This is a genomic window from Novosphingobium lindaniclasticum LE124 (assembly GCF_000445125.1).
GTDB classification, from domain to species: Bacteria; Pseudomonadota; Alphaproteobacteria; order Sphingomonadales; family Sphingomonadaceae; genus Novosphingobium; species Novosphingobium lindaniclasticum.
In genome coordinates this window covers 45,321-64,565 of sequence record NZ_ATHL01000151.1, presented here as the reverse complement: position 1 = coordinate 64,565, position 19,245 = coordinate 45,321, and the positions used below count along the sequence as shown (strand labels likewise).

The following is a 19,245-nucleotide window of genomic DNA, read 5'->3' as shown; positions in this document are numbered from 1 at the left end:
TGCAAGAACAATCAGAAGTTGGCGCGCAGGCCCACCAGCACCTGACGGCCGGGATAGTAGACCGAATATGCTGCGTTCGAATATTCGAAGGTGGTGCGGATCGGCTCGTTGGTGATGTTCAGCACGTCGAGCGTCAGGCGCACGCCCTCATTGAGGAACGGCAGCTGGTAGCCGGCCGAAAGGTCGAGCTGGCCGCGCGCATCGGCGCGCAGCGCGGCGCCGGGGATGTTGTTCTGCGGACCGTTCACCGCAATCGACTTGTCGTTCCAGACGTAGTTCAGGCTGATCGACAAGCCATGGTTCTCATAGAAGCCTTGGAGGTTGTACGAATAGGGCGAGACGCCGGTGGCGACCAGGCCCGAGGACGACGACTGCTTGAGGTGGGTGCCGTTCGCGGAGAAGCCGAGACCCTGCACCAGGAAATCGAGCGGCTGTACCCAGGTCGCCTCGATGCCCTTGATCTTGAGGTCGGCGAGGTTGACCGGGCGGTTCACCGTGATCGGCAGGTCGGCGATCGCCACGCCCGTGGCGGCTGCGCGGTTGCGCAGCGCATCCTGCTGCGTGGATATCAGGCCGTCGAACGGAATGTTCAGCGAACCGAAGCTGGCGCTGGTGACCTGCGTTTCCGTGAAGCCCTGGATGTTCTTCATGAAGGCGGACACGCCGATGTAGCCGATGCCGCCGGTGTAGAACTCGCCGCCGATATCGAAGTTGTCCGAGGTGTAGGGCGTCAGGTCAGGGTTGCCCGCGGTGGCGACCAGTGCCGAGGGATCGGAGAAGGTGATCCCCGGCAGGATCTGGCCTGCGTCCGGACGGGTCATGGTACGCGAAGCCGAAGCGCGCAGCTTGAGGTTGTCCAGGAGATCGTAGGTCACGTTGATCGAAGGCAGGAAGTTGTCGTAGTTCGACTTCGACGTGATATCGATGATCGTGTTGCCCACCTGGCTCGGCCCGACGACGACTTGGCGCGTATGCGCGTAACGCATGCCGGCATTGACGTGCAGGTCACGGCCGAAGATCTGGGTGACGCCGTTCAGTTCGAAGTAGGCGCCCCATACGGTTTCGTCCATGTCGCCGGTGGCGCCGCCGGTCACCGCGCCGCGCGCTTCGGGCGCGGAGTCGCGGTAGGCGGCGTAATTGGTGGCGGCCCTCAGTGCGTCGAAGTCCGGCACCACGAAAGCGTTGTAGCCGACGCTGCCACTGGCGAGATGGCCGAAATCGTTCACCGGGAACGTGTTGAGATACTGCCCGATCGCGCTGGTCGGCACGGTTCCGGTGGCGCCGGTGCAGCCCGCTCCGCAAACCGAAAGCTGGTAGGCCGGGCTGTTGTCATAGGCACGGATCGAACGCTGCGCCCGGTCGTAGGCGCCGCCGAACTTGATGCTGAACTGATCGTCACCGATCGTCGTATCGAGGTGCGCACCCTTGGTTTCCGTGCTGCGGCGCACGAGCTGGATGTTCTGACGATACCACTGCCAGCCGAGATTCGGATCGTTGAGATCGATGTTGGTGGTGATCAGCGGGCGGTTGGCGGCGCCGGTATTGTCGTAATAGACATCCACGCCCGAGTTCGGCGGGGTCTGGAACGCGAACGTCGGTTGCTCGCGGAAGAACTTGCTCTTCGACCAGTTGGCGCTCGCCTCCACCTTGACGGTGTCGGAAGGCTGCCAGGTCAGGCTGGGGTTGATGTTCCAGAACTTGGTGGTCTGCTTGAACTGGCTGGCTTCGAGGAAGAACGACGAGTTGGCGAAAGTGCCGCTCGTCACCACGCCGTTGTCGTCCACGGTCAGGTCGATCGGGATCATGCCGCCGGTCGCCTGGGCGCCGGTGCCGGGGCCCGAGTTGCGGACCTGCCAGTTCATGTTGATCTTGTCGTAGTTGCGCTTGGACTTGGCCCAGATACCGTCGAGGGCGAAGTGCAGTTCGTCGCTGGGGCGCCATTCGAGCGAAGCCAGCGCCGAGATGCGCGAACGGTCGCCGGTGGTCAGGCTGTTGCGGCCCAGACGCGGCAGCAGCGCGGTGCTGAGCTGGCTGCGCGTCAGGCCCGAGGTGGCGACCACGTCCACCGGCTGACCGGGGATGAGGCCGTGACCGGCATTGGCGGGGACGACCGAGGCCCAGTTCCAGTTGTTGTTGCCGGCATCGCCGGCGCCCAGGCTGCCGTCGCCCCAGCCCACGGTCTCGAAACCGTCGACGCGGGTCTTGGTCTTCACGCCCGCCACGCCGACGAGAATGCCGAAAGTGTCGGTCGTGTGGCTGGCGACGAGTGCGCCGCGCGGGCTGATCTTGCCGTTGCTGTCGGTGTACTGGCCCTGTGCCACGGCGGTGATGTGGGTGCCTTCCTTGTCGAAGGGACGGGCGTTGCGCAAGTTGACGGTGCCGGCGATGCCGCCTTCGAGGGTGGAGGGCGTCGGGCTTTTGGCAAGGTCGAGGCGGGTGAAGAGCTCGGACGGGAAGAAATCGAGATCGACTTCGCGGTTGGCGCTGCCGCCGTTGGTGCCACCATCGGACGCCACCTGAAGCTGGGACCCGTTCAGCAGCACGCGGGTGAAGCTGGGGCCGAGGCCGCGAATGGCGACCTGGGTGCCTTCGCCGTTGATGTCGCGGTTGAGGCGCACGCCGGGCATGCGGTTCAGGGTTTCGGCGAGGTTGGTGGCGGGCAGCTTGCCGATGTCTTCGGCGAAGATCGAGTCTCCGAAAGTCACGGCCTCGCGCTTGGCGTTGGTTGCGCTCTGGAGCGAACCGCGGATGCCGGTGACGATGATGTCACCCGCCGACGGCTCCGTGGAGGCATCGTCCTGCGGCGCGTCTACGGCGGCCGGCGCTGCGGTGTCCTGCGCGAAAGCGGCAGGTGCGATGAAGCTCGAAAGCGCGGCGGCGCTCAGGAGAACGGCACGAACGGAAATACGGTCGGATCGCATTGGTAATCCCCTCCCATGTCATTTTGCGTCCGCCTCCGGGCGGATCACGGGTACGCCACTGCTGGTAGCGCTATCATTAAGATATACATATGCCTCGAGCAGTGGCGCGTCAACACTTATGTTAGCGGTATCTTTCTAGCGGTAAGTATAGAGCTTTACCCGCTGGATCTGCCATTTTCCGGCCTCCAGGCGAATGTGTCGGCCCTGATGGGTCTGGTCGCCGTTGAGCAGGCGACCCGGCACCCATTTGCCGGAAGCATCGAACTTACCTTCGAACGCCGAGTCGATACCGGCAAGCGCGGCGGCATCGGCCAGCGGCTTGAAGGTCACGGTCACGCCCTGTCCTGCGACGAGGTATTCCTCGGGGCCGATCTGGATGATCATGCCGCCTGCCGCTGCGATGGCGGCCGCAGAACCCGGCTGCGAGACATCTGCGCCGGGGTGCGCCACCGGCTTCTGGATATCGGCGTAGGCGATCGTGAAGCGGTAGGGTCCGACTTCGCGGGTTTCCGGCTCGTAGACCAGCGTCTCGTCATAGAGCTGGCGCGGCTTGAAGCCGACCATGCGGTCGGTACCCTGCGCATCCAGGATGTAGGGCTTGAGCTGCTGGAGCACGCCGTAGGCATCCTTGAGGCCACCGGGATCCTGATCCACCGAGTCGATTGAAAACGGGCTGAAGCCGATCGCGTCGAGCTGGCCGATCGCGTAGAACGCGTTCGCCGCGCCGGTAGGATTGCTGGCATTGTGCGCTTCGGGAATGAACAGCACGTTGTCGGGCCGCTTGTAGCCGTTCACGATGTCCACGAAGCTCGAGAAGTAGATGTCCGGCGCCAGGAAATCGAGGTGCGGGCCGCCCGCTTTCCACACGTCCAGCAAGTGCGGCAAAGGGCCGCCGCTGGGATATTCGCCGGGGATGCGACCCGGACGGTTGAGCGCAACGTTGACGTACATCGGGATCGGATAGGCCGCCTTGCCGGCCTGCGCGAGCTGGTTCGCGAACCGGGCATAATGCCAGGCGGCAAAGACTTCCGCCGCCGCATCGCCGCCGCCGAACAGCTCGTCCCACGATCCGCTGGTACGCGCGCCGCGCTCCAGCCACATCCTGCGCATGCCCGGAACCAGCGAATCCTTGTGCGCTACAAGGTAGTTCACCAGCTCGGCCGGGACCGGCTCGGCATAAGCGGCATTGGCAGCCGCGCTATAGTCGCGCGCGACCGGGAGCATCCCGATCTCGTTCTCCACCTGCACCATGACGACGGTGTTGTCCTTGGAATCCACCGCCTTCAGATGCGCCATGAGCGCGGCATAGGCGCGCTGGTCGGCCTTCAATGTCTCGCCGCCGAAGGTCGAGAGGATCTCCACGCCCTGCCCATTGGGAAGCTGCGCACGCGGGAAGCGCTGCTGGTCGCGCTTTACCCAGGCCGGGACATAAGTGGACATGGAGTTCTTCCACGCGCCGAACCACAGGATCACCAGCTTGAGGTCGTTGGCCCGCGCCGCCTTGATCTGCGAATCCACCGAGGACCAGTCGAACGTGCCTTCGGTGGGCTCGATCAGCTCCCACGACACCGGCGTAAGCACGGTATCGACGTTCATTTCCGTCAGGCGCTTCCAGTGCGGCTCCATGTAGGCGGCGCTGGAGGATGCCGAATTGCTGAGTTCGCCGCCGATCATCAGCATGGGCTTGCCGTTGACGATGAGCTGCTGCGTATCGCCCTTTCGCTCAAGACGCGGCGCATCGGCTAGCGCGGGGGCGGCCAGGCTCAGGCTGGTCGCGAGGGCGGAGACTGCCAGCAAGGCAGAGCGGAATGTCATGCGTTCTCTCCCAGGAAGGCAGCGATCACGGCGCGGGCGCCGGAGGTTTCGAGATGGCCGAGGTGCGCGGCGATAGCGTCGAGCGCGGCGGCGTCTGGCTCATAGCCGAGCACGCCGAGCGCGGCGATGACACGGGCACGCGGGGTCGGCGCATTGCGCATGGCATCGGCCAGCGCCGGGGCGGCGGGATCGTCGACGGTGAAGATCTCACCGGCATCGGTCGTCCCGGCCTGCCAGCGTACCCACGCTGCCACGGCCAGCGCGATGGCGGCGCAGGAGCCGCCCTGCTCCATCACCGCGCCCAGCGGCGCGAGGAGGCGTTGCGGCAGCTTCTGCGAGCCGTCCATGGCGATCTGGCGGGTACGGTGCTGGAGCGCGCTATTGGCGAAGCGCGCCATCAGTTCGCGGCGATAGGCGGGAATGTCGAGCCCGGCGGGCGGGTCCAGCGTGGGCACCACTTCGTCCCAGAGCCGCTCCACGAAGAGCAGGCCCTGAGCAGTGCGGACGAATTCGTGGACGAAACGGTCGCCTGCAAGGCCGCCAAGATAGGCGATGGCCGAATGCGCACCGTTGAGCAGGCGCAGCTTGGCTTCCTCCCACGGGGCGACGGCATCGGTGAGCTGGACTCCCAGTGCAGCGAAGTCGGGGCGGGCGCCTGCGAAGCTGTCCTCGATCACCCATTGCAGGAAAGGTTCGGCCTTGACCATGGCCCGGTCTTCCAAACCGATCAGGCCCGCAAGACCGGCGATGTCCTCGTCCGTCGTGGCCGGAACGATGCGGTCGACCATGGTGGCGGGGAACGTGCAATTTTGCGCGATCCATGTGGCGAGCGCCGGATCGTGCGCCTCGGCCATGGCGAGCACCGCGCCTTTCAGCAGCGCGCCGTTGTGGGGCAGGTTGTCGCAGGAGAGGATCGAGAGCGGGGCGAGGCCCTCGGCACGTCGACGCGCCAGCGCCGCGACCAGAAACCCCGCCGCCGTGCGCGGGCGCTCCAGCCCGGCGAGATCGGCAGCCACGTCCGCGTCCTCGGCCATGAGACGGCCGGTCTTGCGATCGAGGCAATAGCCCTTCTCGGTGACCGTCAGGGTAACGAGATGCGTATCGGGCGAAGCCAGCGCGGCCACCACCGCCTCCGGGTCCTCGGGCGCGACCAGTACCCGCTGCACGGCGCCGATGATCTGCGGCGTCTGCTTTTCGCCTTCGCGCACCAGCAGGGTGTAAAGCCCGTCCTGCGGGGTCATTTGGTCCCGCACCGAAGCCGAACGCAACGAGACGCCGATTACGCCCCAGAGCAGATCGCCGGATGCCAGCGCGGCCTCGAACACGGCGGCCTGGTGCGCGCGGTGGAAGGCGCCGATGCCGAGATGGACGACCCCCGCCTTGACCGCCGCGCGGTCATAGGCGGGACGGGCGACGGCAGCAGGAACCTGCGCGAGAGTCTCGGTCGAAAGTCTCACAGCTTGTACGCCGCCTTGACGAGATCGTAAGCGAGGGCGCGGGCGACTTCGTGCGCCTCGTCCTCGGGCAGGCGGTGTTCGGCCACGAGCTGTGCCAGCCAGGCGCAGTCCATGCGGCGGGCCACGTCGTGCCGCGCCGGGATCGAGAGAAACGCACGGGTATCGTCGTTGAAGCCGACGGTGTTATAAAAGCCCGCCGTCTCGGTCGTGCGCTCGCGGAAGCGGCGCATGCCCTCCGGAGAATCGTGGAACCACCACGGCGGGCCGAGGCGCAGCGAGGGATAGTGCCCGGCCAGCGGCGCCAGTTCGCGCGAGTAGACGTCCTCGTCGAGCGTGAAGAGGATCAAGGTCAGGCGCGGGTCGTTGCCATGGCGGTCGAGCAGCGGCTTCAGAGCCTGCACGAACTCGCCCGGCAGCGGAATATCGCCGCCCTTGTCGCGCCCAAAGCGGTCGAGCACGGCCTGGTTGTGGCTGCGATAGACGGCGGGGTGAAGCTGCATCACCATGCCGTCCTCCACGCTCATCCCCGCCATTTCGGTAAGGATCTGGGCGCGGAACAGTTCGGCGTCCTCCTTGCTCGCGCCAGCCAGCACGCGCCGATAGAGCGCCTCGCAATCCTCGGGCGAGAGATCGGCAGTGCGGGCGCTGGGATGACCGTGATCGGTCGAGGTGGCTCCGGCCTCGCGAAAGCGGGCGCGGTGGAAGCGGTGCGCGGCCAGATAGCCTGCGTAAGTCGAAACGTCCTCGCCCGCCATCTCGCCGAACTTCGCGACCTTGGCTGCGAAGCCCGGCGTTTCGGGATCGACGACCGGATCGGGGCGGTAGGCGGTGACGACCCGGCCGCTCCACCCGCTTTCCCGGATCGCACGGTGATGGACGAGCGGGTCGAGCGGGCCTTCGGTGGTGGCGATCGCCTCGATGCCGAAGCGCTCGAACAGGGCGCGGGGGCGGAATGCCTCGGTCTTGAGCGCGGCGTCGATCACTTCGTAGTAGTGGTCGGCCGTGCTCTCATCCAGCAGCACGTCGAGGCCGAAGACCTCAGCGAAGACCCAGTCCAGCCACATGCGCGAGGGCGTGCCCCGGAACAGGTGATAGCGCTGCGCGAAAATCGCCCAGATCTTGCGCGGATCCTGCTCCACCAGGCTGCCGTCGACGCTCGGCACGCCCAGCGATTCCAGCGCCACGCCCTGCGAATAGAGCATCCGGAACACGTAATGATCCGGCACGATCAGCAGCGAAGCGGGGTCGGTGAACGGCGCGTCATAGGCGAACCAGGCCGGGTCGGTATGGCCGTGCGGGCTGACGATGGGCAGGTCCTTCACGCCTTCGTAGAGCGCGCGCGCAATGGCGCGCGTGCCAGGATCGGCGGGAAACAGGCGGTCGGGATAGAGAACGAGCGGACGGGTCATGCTGTGGCTTTCTCGCGGTCGGGATCGGCGACCTGGTAGCGGGGAAGGATCAGGTGGATGACGCCAAGCGCCACGAGATAGGCGCAGGAAGCCACGACGAAGATCGGCTCATAGCTGCCCACGGTCTCGAGGATGGTGCCGGCGAATTTGGCCATGAGCATGCCGCCCAGCGCACCGGCCAGACCGCCGAGACCGACGACCGAGCCGGTCATCCAGCGCGGCATCGTGTCACCCGGCAGCGCGTAGAGGTTGGCGGAAAACGCCTGGTGTCCGGCGCAGGCGAGGCCGACCAGCGCCACGGCGGTCCACAGGCCCGGCGCACCCGGCGCCAGCGCGATCGGCACGGCGCAGAGCGCGGCCAGGAACATCGCGGTCTTGCGCGAGCGGTTGATGGTCCAACCCCGGCCGATGAAGCGCGAGGAAGCCCAGCCGCCCAGCACCGAGCCGACGTCCGCAAGCAGATAGACGGCGATCAGCGGTGGGCCGAAGTCCAGCATCTTCACGCCGAACTGCTTGTTGAAGAAGTCCGGCAGCCAGAACAGGAACGTCCACCAGACCGGATCGATCAGGAAGCGGCCCAGCATGTAGGCCCAGGTCTGGCGATAGCCGAACAGCGCGCGCCACTTGACCGGGCGCGGTTTCTCCACCGGGTCGGCCTCGATCCACGCCAGTTCCTCGGCGCTGAGGTTCTTCTTGTCGCGCGGGCGGCGGTAGAAGCCGAGCCATGCCGCCAGCCACAGGACCGTCAGCAGGCCGGTGAGGATGAAGGCCCAGCGCCAGCCCAGCGTCAGCGCGATCACCGGCACCACCAGCGGCGTCAGGATCGCGCCGACGTTGGAACCGGCGTTGAAGATGCCGATGGCGAAAGCGCGCTCGCGCTTGGGGAACCACTCGTTGGTGGCGGCGATGGCGGCGGGGAACGTCCCCGCCTCGCCGATGGCCAGCGGAATGCGCGCGAAGAGCATGCCGCTGGTGGAAGTGAACAGCGCATGCGCCATGTGGCCGACCGTCCACAGCGTCACGGCCAGGGCATAGCCCGCCCGCGCACCGATCTTGTCGATCAGGCGGCCGAAGAACACGTAGGCAATGCCGTAGCCGGCCTGGAACCAGATCGCGAGGTCGGCATAGCCGCTCTCGCTCCAGCCGTAGCGCGCCTGAAGCTCGGGCTTGAGCGTGGGCAGGACCAGCCTGTCCACATAGCTCAGCACCACCGCCGCAAAGAGCAGCGCGCAGACGATCCAGCGGATCCGGCCCGAGGGTTTGCTCGGCCCGGGAACCACCGTTTCACTGATAGGCGTCACGCCGTTCACCGCGATCACCAGTTGTACATCGTGCCGTCTTCGAGGCGGTTCACCGGCAGGAAGGCGCGGTTGTATTCGTAGCCCGCGGCCAGTTCCTCATCGATGTCCACGCCCAGGCCCGGCGCCTCGCCCGGGTGCATCATGCCGTTCTCGAACGTATAGGCATGGGGGAAGACCGCGTCCGTCTCGGGCGTGTGGCGCATATATTCCTGCACGCCGAAGTTCGGCACCGAGAGGTCGAAGTGCAGCGCGGCGGCCATGCAGACCGGCGAAAGGTCGGTGGCGCCGTGGCAGCCGGTGCGGATCTGGTAAAGATCGGCCAGCGCGGCGATCCGGCGAAGGTGCGTGATGCCGCCTGCGTGGACTACCGTGGCGCGGATATAGTCGATCAGCTGGTTCTGGATCAGGTCCTTGCAGTCCCAGATCGAGTTGAAGATCTCGCCCACGGCCAGCGGCGCGGTGGTGTGCTGGCGGATCAGCTTGAACGCCTCCTGGTTTTCGGCGGGGGTCGCGTCTTCCAGCCAGAACGGGCGGTAGGGTTCGAGGTCCTTGCCGAGACGGCCCGCCTCGATCGGGGTCAGGCGGTGGTGGATGTCGTGCAGCAGGTGGACGTCCCAGCCCAGCGCCTCGCGCGCGGCCTTGAACAGTTCGGGCACGACGCGCAGGTACTTCGCGGTGTTCCAGACGTTCTCGGTCGGCAGGTCGGCGTCGGCGGGCTCGTAGAAATATTTGTCCTTGGAGACGCCGTAAGTCGAGGCCATGCCGGGCACGCCGCACTGGAGGCGAATCGCCTTGTAGCCCTGCGCCTGGTAATCGAGCGCGACCTCGATCGTGTCCTCGATGGTGGTGCCGTTGGCGTGGCCGTAGACCATCACGCCTTCACGGCTCGCACCGCCCAGCAGCTGGTAGACCGGCAGGCCGGCGATCTTGCCCTTGATGTCCCAGAGCGCCATGTCGACGGCAGCGATGGCGGTCATCGTCACCGGGCCGCGGCGCCAGTAGGCGCCCTTGTAGAGGTACTGCCAGACATCCTCGATACGGTGCGCGTCGCGGCCGATCAGGCAGGGAATCACATGGTCGGTCAGGTAGCTGGCCACCGAAAGCTCGCGGCCGTTAAGCGTGGCGTCACCGACACCGGTGGTGCCGTCGTCGCAAGTGATCTTGAGCGTGACGAAGTTGCGACCCGGGCAGGTGATGATGACCTTGGCATCGACGATCTTGGGCATGGGATGGATCCTCAGGCGATTTCGAGAGTGGTGGTCTTGAGATCGGCGCTGCTGGCGCCGACCAGGATATCGAACAGGCCGGGTTCGACGACTTCGCGCATATCCTCGTTCCAGAGGCTGAAATCGTCGGGGCCGAGCGTGAACTCGACTTTGCGCGTCTCGCCCGGCTTCAGCGTGACGCGGCGGAAACCGCGCAGTTCCATGACCGGGCGGGTGACGCTGGCGGCCTGGTCGTGGACATAGAGTTGCACAACCTCATCGCCCGCGCGCTGGCCGGTGTTGCTTATATCGACAGAGACGGTGACATGGCCCGAGAGGCCGATGCGCGGCGCCGAAAGGCTGGGCGCGCCCACCGTGAAGGTGGTGTAGCTGAGGCCGAAGCCGAAGGGATAGAGCGGCGCCGTCTCCGCGAAGAGGTAGCCGCGCTTGGCGGACGGCTTGTGGTTGTAGAAGAAGGGCACCTGCCCCACGTCCTTGACCACGGTGACCGGCAGCTTGGCGCCGGGATTGACGTCTCCGAACAGCGCCTCGGCCATGGCGGTGCCGCCTTCCTGGCCGAGATACCAGCATTCGAGGATCGCGTCCGCCTGCTCGGCCACGGTCGGCCAGGAGGGCGGACGGCCGTTGAGCGCGACGACGATCACCGGCCGGCCGGTGGCCTTCAGGGCGCGGAACAGCTCGTTCTGCTCGCCCACGAGGTCGAGGTCGGTACGGTCGCCAAGGTGGTTCTTCGCATAGCCTTCGCGGCTGGTCTGCTCGGTATCGCCGATGGCAAGGACGATCACGTCGCTGGTTTTCGCGACTTCGACAGCCTCGGCAATCAGCGCGCGGTTCTTCGCCGGGTCGGCCAGCAGCACCTCGTTGGCGGAGCGGTCCTCGCTCTGCGTGATGAACACGCCCTGCGCGAAGACGACTTCGGCCTTGCCGGCGACCCGCGCCTTGATGCCTTCGACCAGGTTCACGCTGAAACGCGGCTCGGACGAATAGCCGCCGAGGCGCGTGACGTTGGCGTTCGGCCCGATCACGGCGATGCGCTTCTGCGCGCCCGCCGTCAGCGGCAAGACACCGCTGTTCTTGAGCAGGCAGATCGACTTGCGCGCCGCTTCCAGCGCCAGCGCGCGGGCCTCGGCATTGGCGGTGAGCCTGGCCGACGCCTTGGGATCGACCGGCCCGGCCTCGAACATGCCTGCGCGGAACTTAAGCGTCAGCATACGGCGGCAGGCGGCATCGACGGCGGCAAGCGGCACCAGCCCCTTGCGCACCTGGTCGGCCAGTGTGCGGAAGCCCTCGCCATCGGGAAGGTCGGAATCCACGCCCGCATGCAGCGCCAGCCGCGCCGCGCCCTCGATATCGCTGGCGAGGTGGTGGAAGGAGGCCAGTTCCCCGATCGCCGCATAGTCGCTGACGATGGCGCCGTCGAAACCCCATTCGCCGCGCAGCACGTCGGTCAGCAGCCAGCGATTCGCGTGGCTGGGGATGCCGTCGATCTCGTTGTAGGAGGGCATGACCGCGGCAATGCCGGTGCGGCGCACCACTTCGCGGAACGGCGGGAAGAAGCTGTCGTAAAGCTCGCGCTTGCCGAGGGGGGCCGGGGCGACGTTGTTGCCTGCCTCGGGCTGGCCGTGGCCGGTCATGTGCTTGAGTGTGGCGAAGACCTTGCCCTCGGCCAGTTCCTTGCCTTCGCCCTGAAGCCCCCGCACGGCGGCGACGCCCATTTCTCCGCAAAGATAGGGGTCTTCGCCGAAGGTTTCCTCGATACGGCCCCAGCGCGGGTCGCGGGCGATGTCCACCACCGGCGACAGCGCCAGGGTGGAGCCGTGGGCGCGCACCTCGCGCCCGATCACCGACTGCACGCGCTCCACCAGATCGGTGTCGAAAGTGCCCGCCATGGCGATGGCCTGCGGGAAGCTGGTCGCCTCGGGCGCCATGTAGCCGTGGAGCGATTCCTCATGGAACAGCACGGGAATGCCCAGCCGGGTCCGCTCGCGCGCCCACTTCTGGGTGGCATTGACGAAAGCGATGGTATCGGCGGGCTTGCGCCAGCGGCCGGTGACGTCGGTGCCGGTGTTGTTGGCCGTCGCCGCGCCGCCGCGGTCGGAGGGGCGAGCGATCTGGCCGATACCGTTGGGATGGGCCTGGCTGGCGCGCGCCGGATCGAAAGCACGGGCTTCGTCCATGATCTCGCGCTTGCGGGTCGAGAGCGTGACCAGTTGAGCCACCTTCTCGTCCAGCGTCATGCGCGCCATCAGATCCTTGACGCGCAAGTCCACCGGAACCTTGGGGTCCTTGTAGAGCGGCGTCGCGGCGCGTGCCGCGACCGGCATGAAAGCCAGCATCGAGGCGCCGGCGCCCCAACGTAGCAGTTCACGGCGCTTCACGGCAGCGGCGATCATGCCTTGGCTCCCGCGAACGAACCGCGCGATCCCGCAAGCGTCAGACATACCTGAAGAATCATCGTGCTCCCCTGCATCCTCGGGCACTCTTTCGGCCCATTTCCCAACCAGGCGGCAAACGGTGTTGCCTGCCCGGAACTTTGTGTGTTAGCGGTATCATGCGCGACAAGGAACGAGCTTGTCAATGGCATCGCCGCGCTAATTACGCCTCGGCCACCGGCCATGATTTGGGATAGAGGGGAGGATGATGAAGAAGCGGCTTCTGACGATCGGCGTGTGCTTGGGCGCGCTGGGATTCGCGACTGCACCGGCCTTTGCAAACGATGGCTACGACCTCTGGCTGGCCCCTGCAAGTTCGCCCGCCACGGACATCCGCGTCGTCGGCCAGTCGCAAACGCTGGACCGCGCCGCCGGGGAACTGCGCCGCGATCTTGCCGCAGCGCCTCTTCCCGTGGTGCTCGGCAAGTCCGACGACCCGGCTATCGCCGCACTCCGCCTGCCCACCCGCGCGCTGGGCGAGGAAGGCTATCTGGTCCGCGCCGCCATGCTCGATGGCCGCAAGACCCTGATCGTCACCGGCAAGACCGACCGCGCCGTGCTCTATGGCGCCTTTGCACTGATCCGCGCCCAGAAGACCGGCGCCGATCTCGCAGCGATCGATCTCCAGTCCGCCCCGAAGATCGGCCTGCGCGTGCTCAACCACTGGGACAATCTCGACGGTTCGGTGGAGCGCGGATACGCAGGCCAGTCTCTGTGGGACTGGTGGACCCTGCCGGACTTCAAGGATCCGCGCTATACCGACTATGCCCGCGCCAATGCCGCGCTGGGCATCAACGGAATCGTCCTCAACAACGTCAATGCCAAGCCCGAAAGCCTGACCGCGCCCTATATCGCCAAGGCCAAGGCACTGGCGGAGGTGTTCCGCCCCTGGGGCATCAAGGTCTATCTCTCCGCCCGTTTCTCCGCCCCGATCGAGGTCGGCCATCTCAAGAGCGCCGATCCGCTCGACCCCGACGTCCAGGCCTGGTGGAAGGCCAAGAGCGACGAGATCTACCGCGAGATCCCGGATTTCGGCGGCTTCCTGGTGAAGGCCAACAGCGAAGGCCAGCCCGGCCCGCGCGACTATCATCGCAGCCATGCGGAGGGCGCCAACATGCTGGCCGCCGCCGTCGCGCCGCATAACGGCATCGTCATGTGGCGCGCCTTTGTCTATGCCGAAACCGACCCGGAGGACCGTGCCAAGCAGGCCTATACCGAGTTCAAGCCCCTCGACGGCAAGTTCGCGGACAACGTGCTGGTGCAGGTGAAGAACGGCGCTATCGACTTCCAGCCGCGTGAGCCGTTCCATCCGCTGTTCGGCGCCATGCCGAAGACGCCGATGATGCTGGAACTCCAGATCACCAAGGAATACCTCGGCTTCGCCACCCACCTGGCCTACCTCGGCACCATGTTCGAGGAAGTGCTGGAGGCGGACACCCGCGCCAAGGGCAAGGGATCGACGGTGGCCAAGGTGGTCGACGGTTCGCTCTATCGGCATAAGCTGAGCGGCATCGCCGGTGTCGCCAATGTCGGGCGCGACCGCGACTGGTCTGGCTCCACCTTCAACCAGGCCAACTGGTACGCCTTCGGTCGCCTCGCCTGGGATCCGACGCTTTCGGCCGACAGGATCGCGCGCGAATGGGCGCAGCAGACTTTCGGCAACGATCCGCGCGTGGTCGACACCGCCGTCAAGATGATGTTGGCCTCGCGCGAGGCGGTGGTCGACTATACCGGCCCGTTGGGCCTCGCCCACCTCATGGGCACCGGCCACCACTACGGCCCGGGGCCGTGGATCAGCGATCTCGCCCGGCCCGAATGGAACCCGGTCTACTATCACAAGGCCGACAGGAACGGCATCGGCTTCGACCGCACGAAGACCGGCAGTAACGCCGTGGCGCAGTACGCGCCGGCGGTGGCGAAGATGCTGGCAGACCCTCGCACGACGCCCGAAAGCGAACTGCTGTGGTTCCATCACCTGCCGTGGGACTGGAAGATGAAGTCCGGCCGCACGCTCTGGCAGGAGATGGTGGCGCGCTACGATCGCGGGGTTTCCACCGTCGCGCAGATGCAGGCCGAGTGGCAGGAGGTCAAAAGCCTGGTCGATGCCGAGCGCTGGCAGAAGACCGCCAGCTACCTCCAGATCCAGCATAACGAGGCCAAGTGGTGGCGCGATGCGAGCCTGGCTTACTGGATGTCGGTCAATGGCCTGCCGCTGCCTGCAGGCGCGGCTGCGCCGGAGCACGATCTCGCCTGGTACAAGGCACAGGACTTCCCGCTGGCACCTGGGCATCCGCACTGATCGCGCTTCGATGGTTGCGCTACCAATGCCACTTATGGTCTTAGCGAACATTCCCCGGCGCCTTCCATGCGCGCCGGGGCGCCGGGGAACCAGATGAGCAGCCAAACCAGAGGTCCGCGCAAACAGCGCTCCAGCGCCAAGATCGACGACGTCGCGCGTCTCGCAGGCGTGTCGCCGATGACCGTGAGCCGCGTCATCAACAAGGGCGCCAACGTCCGCGAGGAAACCCGCCGCAAGGTAGAGGCGGCGATCGCGGAACTGAACTACGCCCCCAGCAACGCCGCGCGCATCCTGGCGGGCGGTGAGGACCTCAGGATAGGGCTGCTCCATTCCAACCCGAGCTTCGCTTATCTCAGCGAGTTCCTGGTGGGCGCGCTGGAGGAAACCAGTGCTGCCAACGCGCAGCTGCTGGTGAAGCCCTGCAACGAGGAAGGCGGCGAGGCCAAGGCGGTGGCGCAATTGCTGCGGACCCGCATCGACGGCGTGATCCTGCCCCCGCCGCTCAGCGATTCCCCGGCCGTGCTGGAGGCGCTCAAGGACGCGGATGTGCCGGTCGTGGCGGTGGCCACGGGCCGCGCGCCGGAATGGGCGCTTTCGGTCAGCATCGACGACCGCGAGGCGGCTTTCACGATGACCCATCACCTGGCTGCGCTCGGCCATCGGCGCATCGGCTTCATCACCGGCCACCCGAACCAGACCGCCAGCGCCGAGCGTCTCGACGGCTACCGCGAGGCGCTTTCGGCGCTGCACCTGCCGTTCGATCCCGCGCTGGTGGCGCAGGGGTATTTCACCTATCGTTCCGGTCTGGAGGCGGCCACGCAGCTTCTCGACCTCGACACGCCGCCCACCGCGATCTTCGCCTCGAACGACGACATGGCCGCCGCCGCCATCACCGTGGCCCACCGGCGCGGGCTGGACGTGCCGAACCAGCTTACCGTCTGCGGCTACGACGATACCGCCCTGGCCGTCTCCGTCTGGCCCGAACTGACCACGATCCGCCAGCCCACCACCGATATGGCGCGCCGCGCGGTACGGCTGCTGATCGGTGAGATCCGCGCACGCAACGGCGGTCGATCCGCCGTGGAGCATCCCCATGTCGTCGCGGAGTTCAAGCTGATCCGCCGGGATTCCGACGCCGGGCCTGCCTGACCCAGAGCGCACAAACGACAAGGCCCCCTTGCCACAGGTCGCAAGGGGGCCTTGTCGTTTCAGGGCGGGCAGAAGACCGAAGCCTCCTGCCCGCTTCAGATCAGCCTTCCATCTCTTCCAGTTCGCGGCCCTTGGTCTCATTGACCATGGCGCGGACGAAGAAGAACGAAACCGCCGCGAAGAAGGCGTAGCCGGTGTAGGTCACGGCCAGGCCGGGGCTGACTGCCAGCGCCGGGAAGCTCACCGAAACCGCTGCATTCGCAATCCACTGCGCGAAGCCAGCGACCGCCAGACCGGAGCCGCGAATCTGGTTGGGGAACATCTCGCCCAACATGACCCACATGATCGGGCCCCAGCTCATATTGAAGAAGATCACGTAGAGATTGGCGGCGACCAGCGCGATCACGCCGTTGTTGCCGGGCAGCGAAACCGCGCCGTCCGCGCCGGTGACGGCAGTGGAGAAGGCATAGGCCACGATCGCCAGCGTCACCGCCATGCCGGCCGAGCCGATCAGCAGCAGCGGCTTGCGGCCGATGCGGTCCACCAGCGCGATCGTCGCGAGGCAGGCGCCGATCGAGAGCACGCCGGAAAGGATGTTGGTCTGGAGCGCATAGTCTTCCGAGAAGCCGACGGCCTCCCAAAGCGTGGCGCCGTAGTAGAACACCACGTTGATGCCGACGAGCTGCTGGAACACGGCCAGTCCGATGCCCGCCCAGACGATCGGACGCACCCGGCCGGTGGTCTTCTCGATAAGGTCCGAGAGCTTGGGCTTGTGGTGGTCTGCGGCCAGGCTGGCGCGGATTTCGGCCACCTTGCGGTCGGCTTCGGCCGTGCCGAACAGCTTCGTCAGCACCGCATGGGCGCGCGGCTCCTGCCCCTTGACGACCAGATAGCGCGGGCTTTCGGGGATGATGAGCAGCGCGAAGAAGTAGATCGCGGCCGGGATCGCCTGGAGCCAGAACATCCAGCGCCAGGCCGGAAGGTCCAGCCAGAGCGCTTCGGTAGAGCCCCCCGCGTAGCGTGCCAGCACGAAGTTCGCGACGAAGGCCCCCGTGAGGCCGGTGATGATCATCACCTGCTGCACGCTGGACAGGCGGCCGCGAATGGCGGCGGGGGTCACTTCGGAGATATAGACCGGCGAGATCACGCTGGCCGCGCCGACGCCGAGGCCGCCGACGATGCGCGCGATGATGAAGATCGCCGAGGAACCGGCCGCGCCCGCCACTAGGGCGCTGACGAAGAACAGCACGGCGGAGAGCATCATCACGCCGCGGCGACCGATCACGTCGGCCATGCGGCCTGCGGCGAAGGCGCCGATCGACGAGCCGACGAGGATCGCGCCGACATTGAAGCCGATGCCCAGCTTGCCGAGATCGAAGGCGGCCTCAAGCCCCTTCTGGGTGCCGTTGATCACGCCGGAATCGTAGCCGAACATGAAGCCGCCGATCGTGGCGACCGCCACGATGGCGACGATGAATGCCATGTTGATCCGGGTCTCGCCCCCGATGTCCGGCCCGCCTAGTGGCCCGGTCTGCGCCGCAGTCATTCCTCTTTTCCCCTTCATCGAGATGCGCGATGTTCTGTTTGGCGCCCGACATCTTCGTTGGACTTAGCTGTTGGCGGCGTGGACCGGCAAGCCGGAAACGCCCGCATCGAAAGCAAAAACATCGCCCGCGAGCGGCTGCTGCTCCAGCTCGGCCGCGGACAGGCCCTTGCGCGCCGTCGTGGCGTAGGCGGTGCATAAGCCCGGGCCGCCGAAAGCGATCTTGGTAATGTTGGCGACCGGGAACTTCACGGTTACCATCAGCTTGCCCGCCGGGTCGTAACGCCGCACGCCCCAGCCGCCGAACAGACCGGTCCAGAGGCAGCCCTCGGCGTCGATCACGGCGCCATCCGGGTAGCCCGCGCCGTCCTCGATGGTGACGAAGGCTTCGGGCTTGCCCAACGTGCCGTCCTCATCGACCGAAACGCGCCAGATCGTCTTGCCCAGCGTATCGGTGTGCCAAAGCGTCCGTCCGTCCGCGCTGATCGCGGGTCCATTGGTGATCACTACCTCTGGCAGGCCCGCGTGGACGCAATGCCCCCGGTCCAGCCGATAGAGCGCGCCGGAAGCCTCGGTTTCCTCGTCATGCATCGAACCCAGCCAGATGCGCCCCGAGGGATCGGTGGCGGCATCGTTCAGCCGATTGCCTGGACGGGTCGGCTCGGGATCATGGAGCGGCGTGAAGGCGCCGGTTTCCGGGCTGAAACGATGCAGCCCGGTCTTGACCCCGGCGATCATGTCGCCCCGCTCCGTCGGCAGCGCCCAGCCGATCTGGTCGGGGGCGTGCCACATGTCGAGCATGCCGGTGGCCGGATCGTGTCGGTAGAGCCGGTGTTCCTTGATATCGACGAACCACAGGCGGTCGCCGGTCCAGACCGGCCCCTCGCCCAGCGTGGCGCCTAGGGAAAGAACGGATTCCGGCGTCACGTCAGCGCCACCCGGCATCGACGAAGTAGTCGTGCCCGGTGCACATGGCGCCGTCGTCCGAAGCCAGGAAGAGGCAGAGCGCGGCGACATCGGCAGGCTGGATGCGCGCCTTCAGGCACTGCGCGGCCATGATCTCGGCCTCGCCCTCCGGCGTGTACCACTGCTTCTGGCGCGGCGTGTCGACATTGCCCGGCACGATCGTGTTGACGCGGATGTTGTCCGCGCCAAGATCGCGCGCCATGGCGCGGGTCATGCCTTCCACGGCCGCCTTGGCGGTCTGGTAGAGCACCAGGTCCGGCAGGCCGAGATGCCAGCTGATCGAACCGAAGTTCAGGATCACGCCGTGACCTTGCGCCTTCATGCCCGGCACCACCGCCTGTGCCACGAAGAACTGGTGGCGCAGATTGGTGGCCATGCGCTCGTCCCAATAGGCGGGCGTCACGTCGTCGATCGTGTGGCGATCGTCGTTGGCCGCATTGTTGAGCAGCACGTCCACGCCGCCCAGCAGGCCCGAAAGCTCTGCCACGGTGGCGGCGGTGGCCTCCAGGTCGCGCAAGTCGCATGTGCGGAAATGCGTTCCCGGCAGCGCAGCGGAAAGCGCCTCGCCGGCAGCCGCGTTGATGTCCACGAAGGCGACATGCGCGCCTTGCGCGGCGAAAGCCTCGACGAGGCCCGCACCGATGCCGGTGCCGCCGCCCGTGATGAGGACGCGCTTGCCCTTGAGGCTGGGATAGATTGCGGAATGTTTGGTCATGGATGGGCCCTC

12 protein-coding genes are annotated in these 19,245 nt (G+C 66.5%); 2 read left to right on the top strand and 10 right to left on the bottom strand.

The genetic code is table 11. The annotated features are described in order from the left end of the window. Window positions 1–11: 11 nt before the first annotated feature. The 7 genes from L284_RS45345 to L284_RS45315 form a co-directional block, all read right to left on the bottom strand. On the bottom strand, window positions 12–2,921 hold the full coding sequence (locus L284_RS45345; RefSeq protein WP_021236064.1) for a TonB-dependent receptor: 2,910 nt from the start codon (window positions 2,919–2,921) through the stop codon (window positions 12–14). Window positions 2,922–3,056: 135 nt separating this feature from the next. Further along, the gene (locus L284_RS45340) at window positions 3,057–4,736 is read right to left on the bottom strand and encodes a GH35 family beta-galactosidase (RefSeq protein WP_021236063.1); all 1,680 of its coding nucleotides are present in this window, start codon (window positions 4,734–4,736) and stop codon (window positions 3,057–3,059) included. Beyond that, window positions 4,733–6,193 (bottom strand): mannitol dehydrogenase family protein, encoded by a 1,461-nt coding sequence (locus L284_RS45335; protein WP_021236062.1) that lies wholly within the window; start codon window positions 6,191–6,193, stop codon window positions 4,733–4,735. Before L284_RS45335 ends, L284_RS45340 begins: the two co-directional genes overlap by 4 nt. Then, window positions 6,190–7,602, bottom strand: coding sequence for a glucuronate isomerase (uxaC, locus tag L284_RS45330; RefSeq protein WP_021236061.1), 1,413 nt, complete (start codon window positions 7,600–7,602; stop codon window positions 6,190–6,192). The genes L284_RS45335 and uxaC overlap by 4 nt, the downstream gene beginning before the upstream one ends. Continuing rightward, window positions 7,599–8,903, bottom strand: a complete 1,305-nt coding sequence (locus L284_RS45325) for an MFS transporter (RefSeq protein ID WP_200861690.1) — start codon at window positions 8,901–8,903, stop codon at window positions 7,599–7,601. Before L284_RS45325 ends, uxaC begins: the two co-directional genes overlap by 4 nt. A gap of 14 nt (window positions 8,904–8,917) precedes the next feature. Beyond that, window positions 8,918–10,129, bottom strand: a complete 1,212-nt coding sequence (gene manD / locus L284_RS45320; protein ID WP_021236059.1) for a D-mannonate dehydratase ManD — start codon at window positions 10,127–10,129, stop codon at window positions 8,918–8,920. An 11-nt stretch (window positions 10,130–10,140) separates the two neighbouring features. Further along, complete coding sequence (locus tag L284_RS45315; RefSeq protein ID WP_021236058.1) at window positions 10,141–12,522, bottom strand: glycoside hydrolase family 3 N-terminal domain-containing protein; 2,382 nt, start codon at window positions 12,520–12,522, stop codon at window positions 10,141–10,143. A 244-nt stretch (window positions 12,523–12,766) separates the two neighbouring features. On the opposite strand from L284_RS45315, the gene L284_RS45310 reads away from it, so the two are divergent. Beyond that, entirely contained in the window at window positions 12,767–14,860 is a 2,094-nt protein-coding gene (locus L284_RS45310; RefSeq protein ID WP_021236057.1) for an alpha-glucuronidase family glycosyl hydrolase, read from the top strand. Between the two features lie 93 nt (window positions 14,861–14,953). Further along, entirely contained in the window at window positions 14,954–16,009 is a 1,056-nt protein-coding gene (locus L284_RS45305) for a LacI family DNA-binding transcriptional regulator (protein WP_031343201.1), read from the top strand. A gap of 100 nt (window positions 16,010–16,109) precedes the next feature. On the opposite strand, the gene L284_RS45300 is transcribed toward L284_RS45305, so the two are convergent. The 3 genes from L284_RS45300 to L284_RS45290 all read right to left on the bottom strand — a co-directional run bounded on the left by L284_RS45300 (window position 16,110) and on the right by L284_RS45290 (window position 19,233). Next, on the bottom strand, window positions 16,110–17,555 hold the full coding sequence (locus tag L284_RS45300) for a sugar porter family MFS transporter (protein WP_021236055.1): 1,446 nt from the start codon (window positions 17,553–17,555) through the stop codon (window positions 16,110–16,112). Between the two features lie 63 nt (window positions 17,556–17,618). Continuing rightward, a complete protein-coding gene (locus L284_RS45295) occupies window positions 17,619–18,497 on the bottom strand; it encodes an SMP-30/gluconolactonase/LRE family protein (protein WP_021236054.1) in 879 nt (292 codons plus the stop codon). Continuing rightward, a complete protein-coding gene (locus tag L284_RS45290) occupies window positions 18,481–19,233 on the bottom strand; it encodes an SDR family NAD(P)-dependent oxidoreductase (RefSeq protein ID WP_021236053.1) in 753 nt (250 codons plus the stop codon). The genes L284_RS45295 and L284_RS45290 overlap by 17 nt, the downstream gene beginning before the upstream one ends. Window positions 19,234–19,245: the final 12 nt, after the last annotated feature.

Excerpts from the sequence above, each read along its gene's own strand:
- L284_RS45310 (WP_021236057.1), top strand. The coding sequence starts at position 12,767 with ATGATGAAGAAGCGGCTTCTGACGATCGGCGTGTGCTTGGGCGCGCTG.
- L284_RS45345 (WP_021236064.1), bottom strand. The coding sequence starts at position 2,921 with ATGCGATCCGACCGTATTTCCGTTCGTGCCGTTCTCCTGAGCGCCGCC.
- L284_RS45315 (WP_021236058.1), bottom strand. The coding sequence starts at position 12,522 with ATGATCGCCGCTGCCGTGAAGCGCCGTGAACTGCTACGTTGGGGCGCC.
- L284_RS45290 (WP_021236053.1), bottom strand. The coding sequence starts at position 19,233 with ATGACCAAACATTCCGCAATCTATCCCAGCCTCAAGGGCAAGCGCGTC.
- uxaC (WP_021236061.1), bottom strand. The coding sequence starts at position 7,602 with ATGACCCGTCCGCTCGTTCTCTATCCCGACCGCCTGTTTCCCGCCGAT.
- L284_RS45305 (WP_031343201.1), top strand. The coding sequence starts at position 14,954 with ATGAGCAGCCAAACCAGAGGTCCGCGCAAACAGCGCTCCAGCGCCAAG.
- L284_RS45295 (WP_021236054.1), bottom strand. The coding sequence starts at position 18,497 with ATGCCGGGTGGCGCTGACGTGACGCCGGAATCCGTTCTTTCCCTAGGC.
- manD (WP_021236059.1), bottom strand. The coding sequence starts at position 10,129 with ATGCCCAAGATCGTCGATGCCAAGGTCATCATCACCTGCCCGGGTCGC.
- L284_RS45340 (WP_021236063.1), bottom strand. The coding sequence starts at position 4,736 with ATGACATTCCGCTCTGCCTTGCTGGCAGTCTCCGCCCTCGCGACCAGC.
- L284_RS45300 (WP_021236055.1), bottom strand. The coding sequence starts at position 17,555 with ATGACTGCGGCGCAGACCGGGCCACTAGGCGGGCCGGACATCGGGGGC.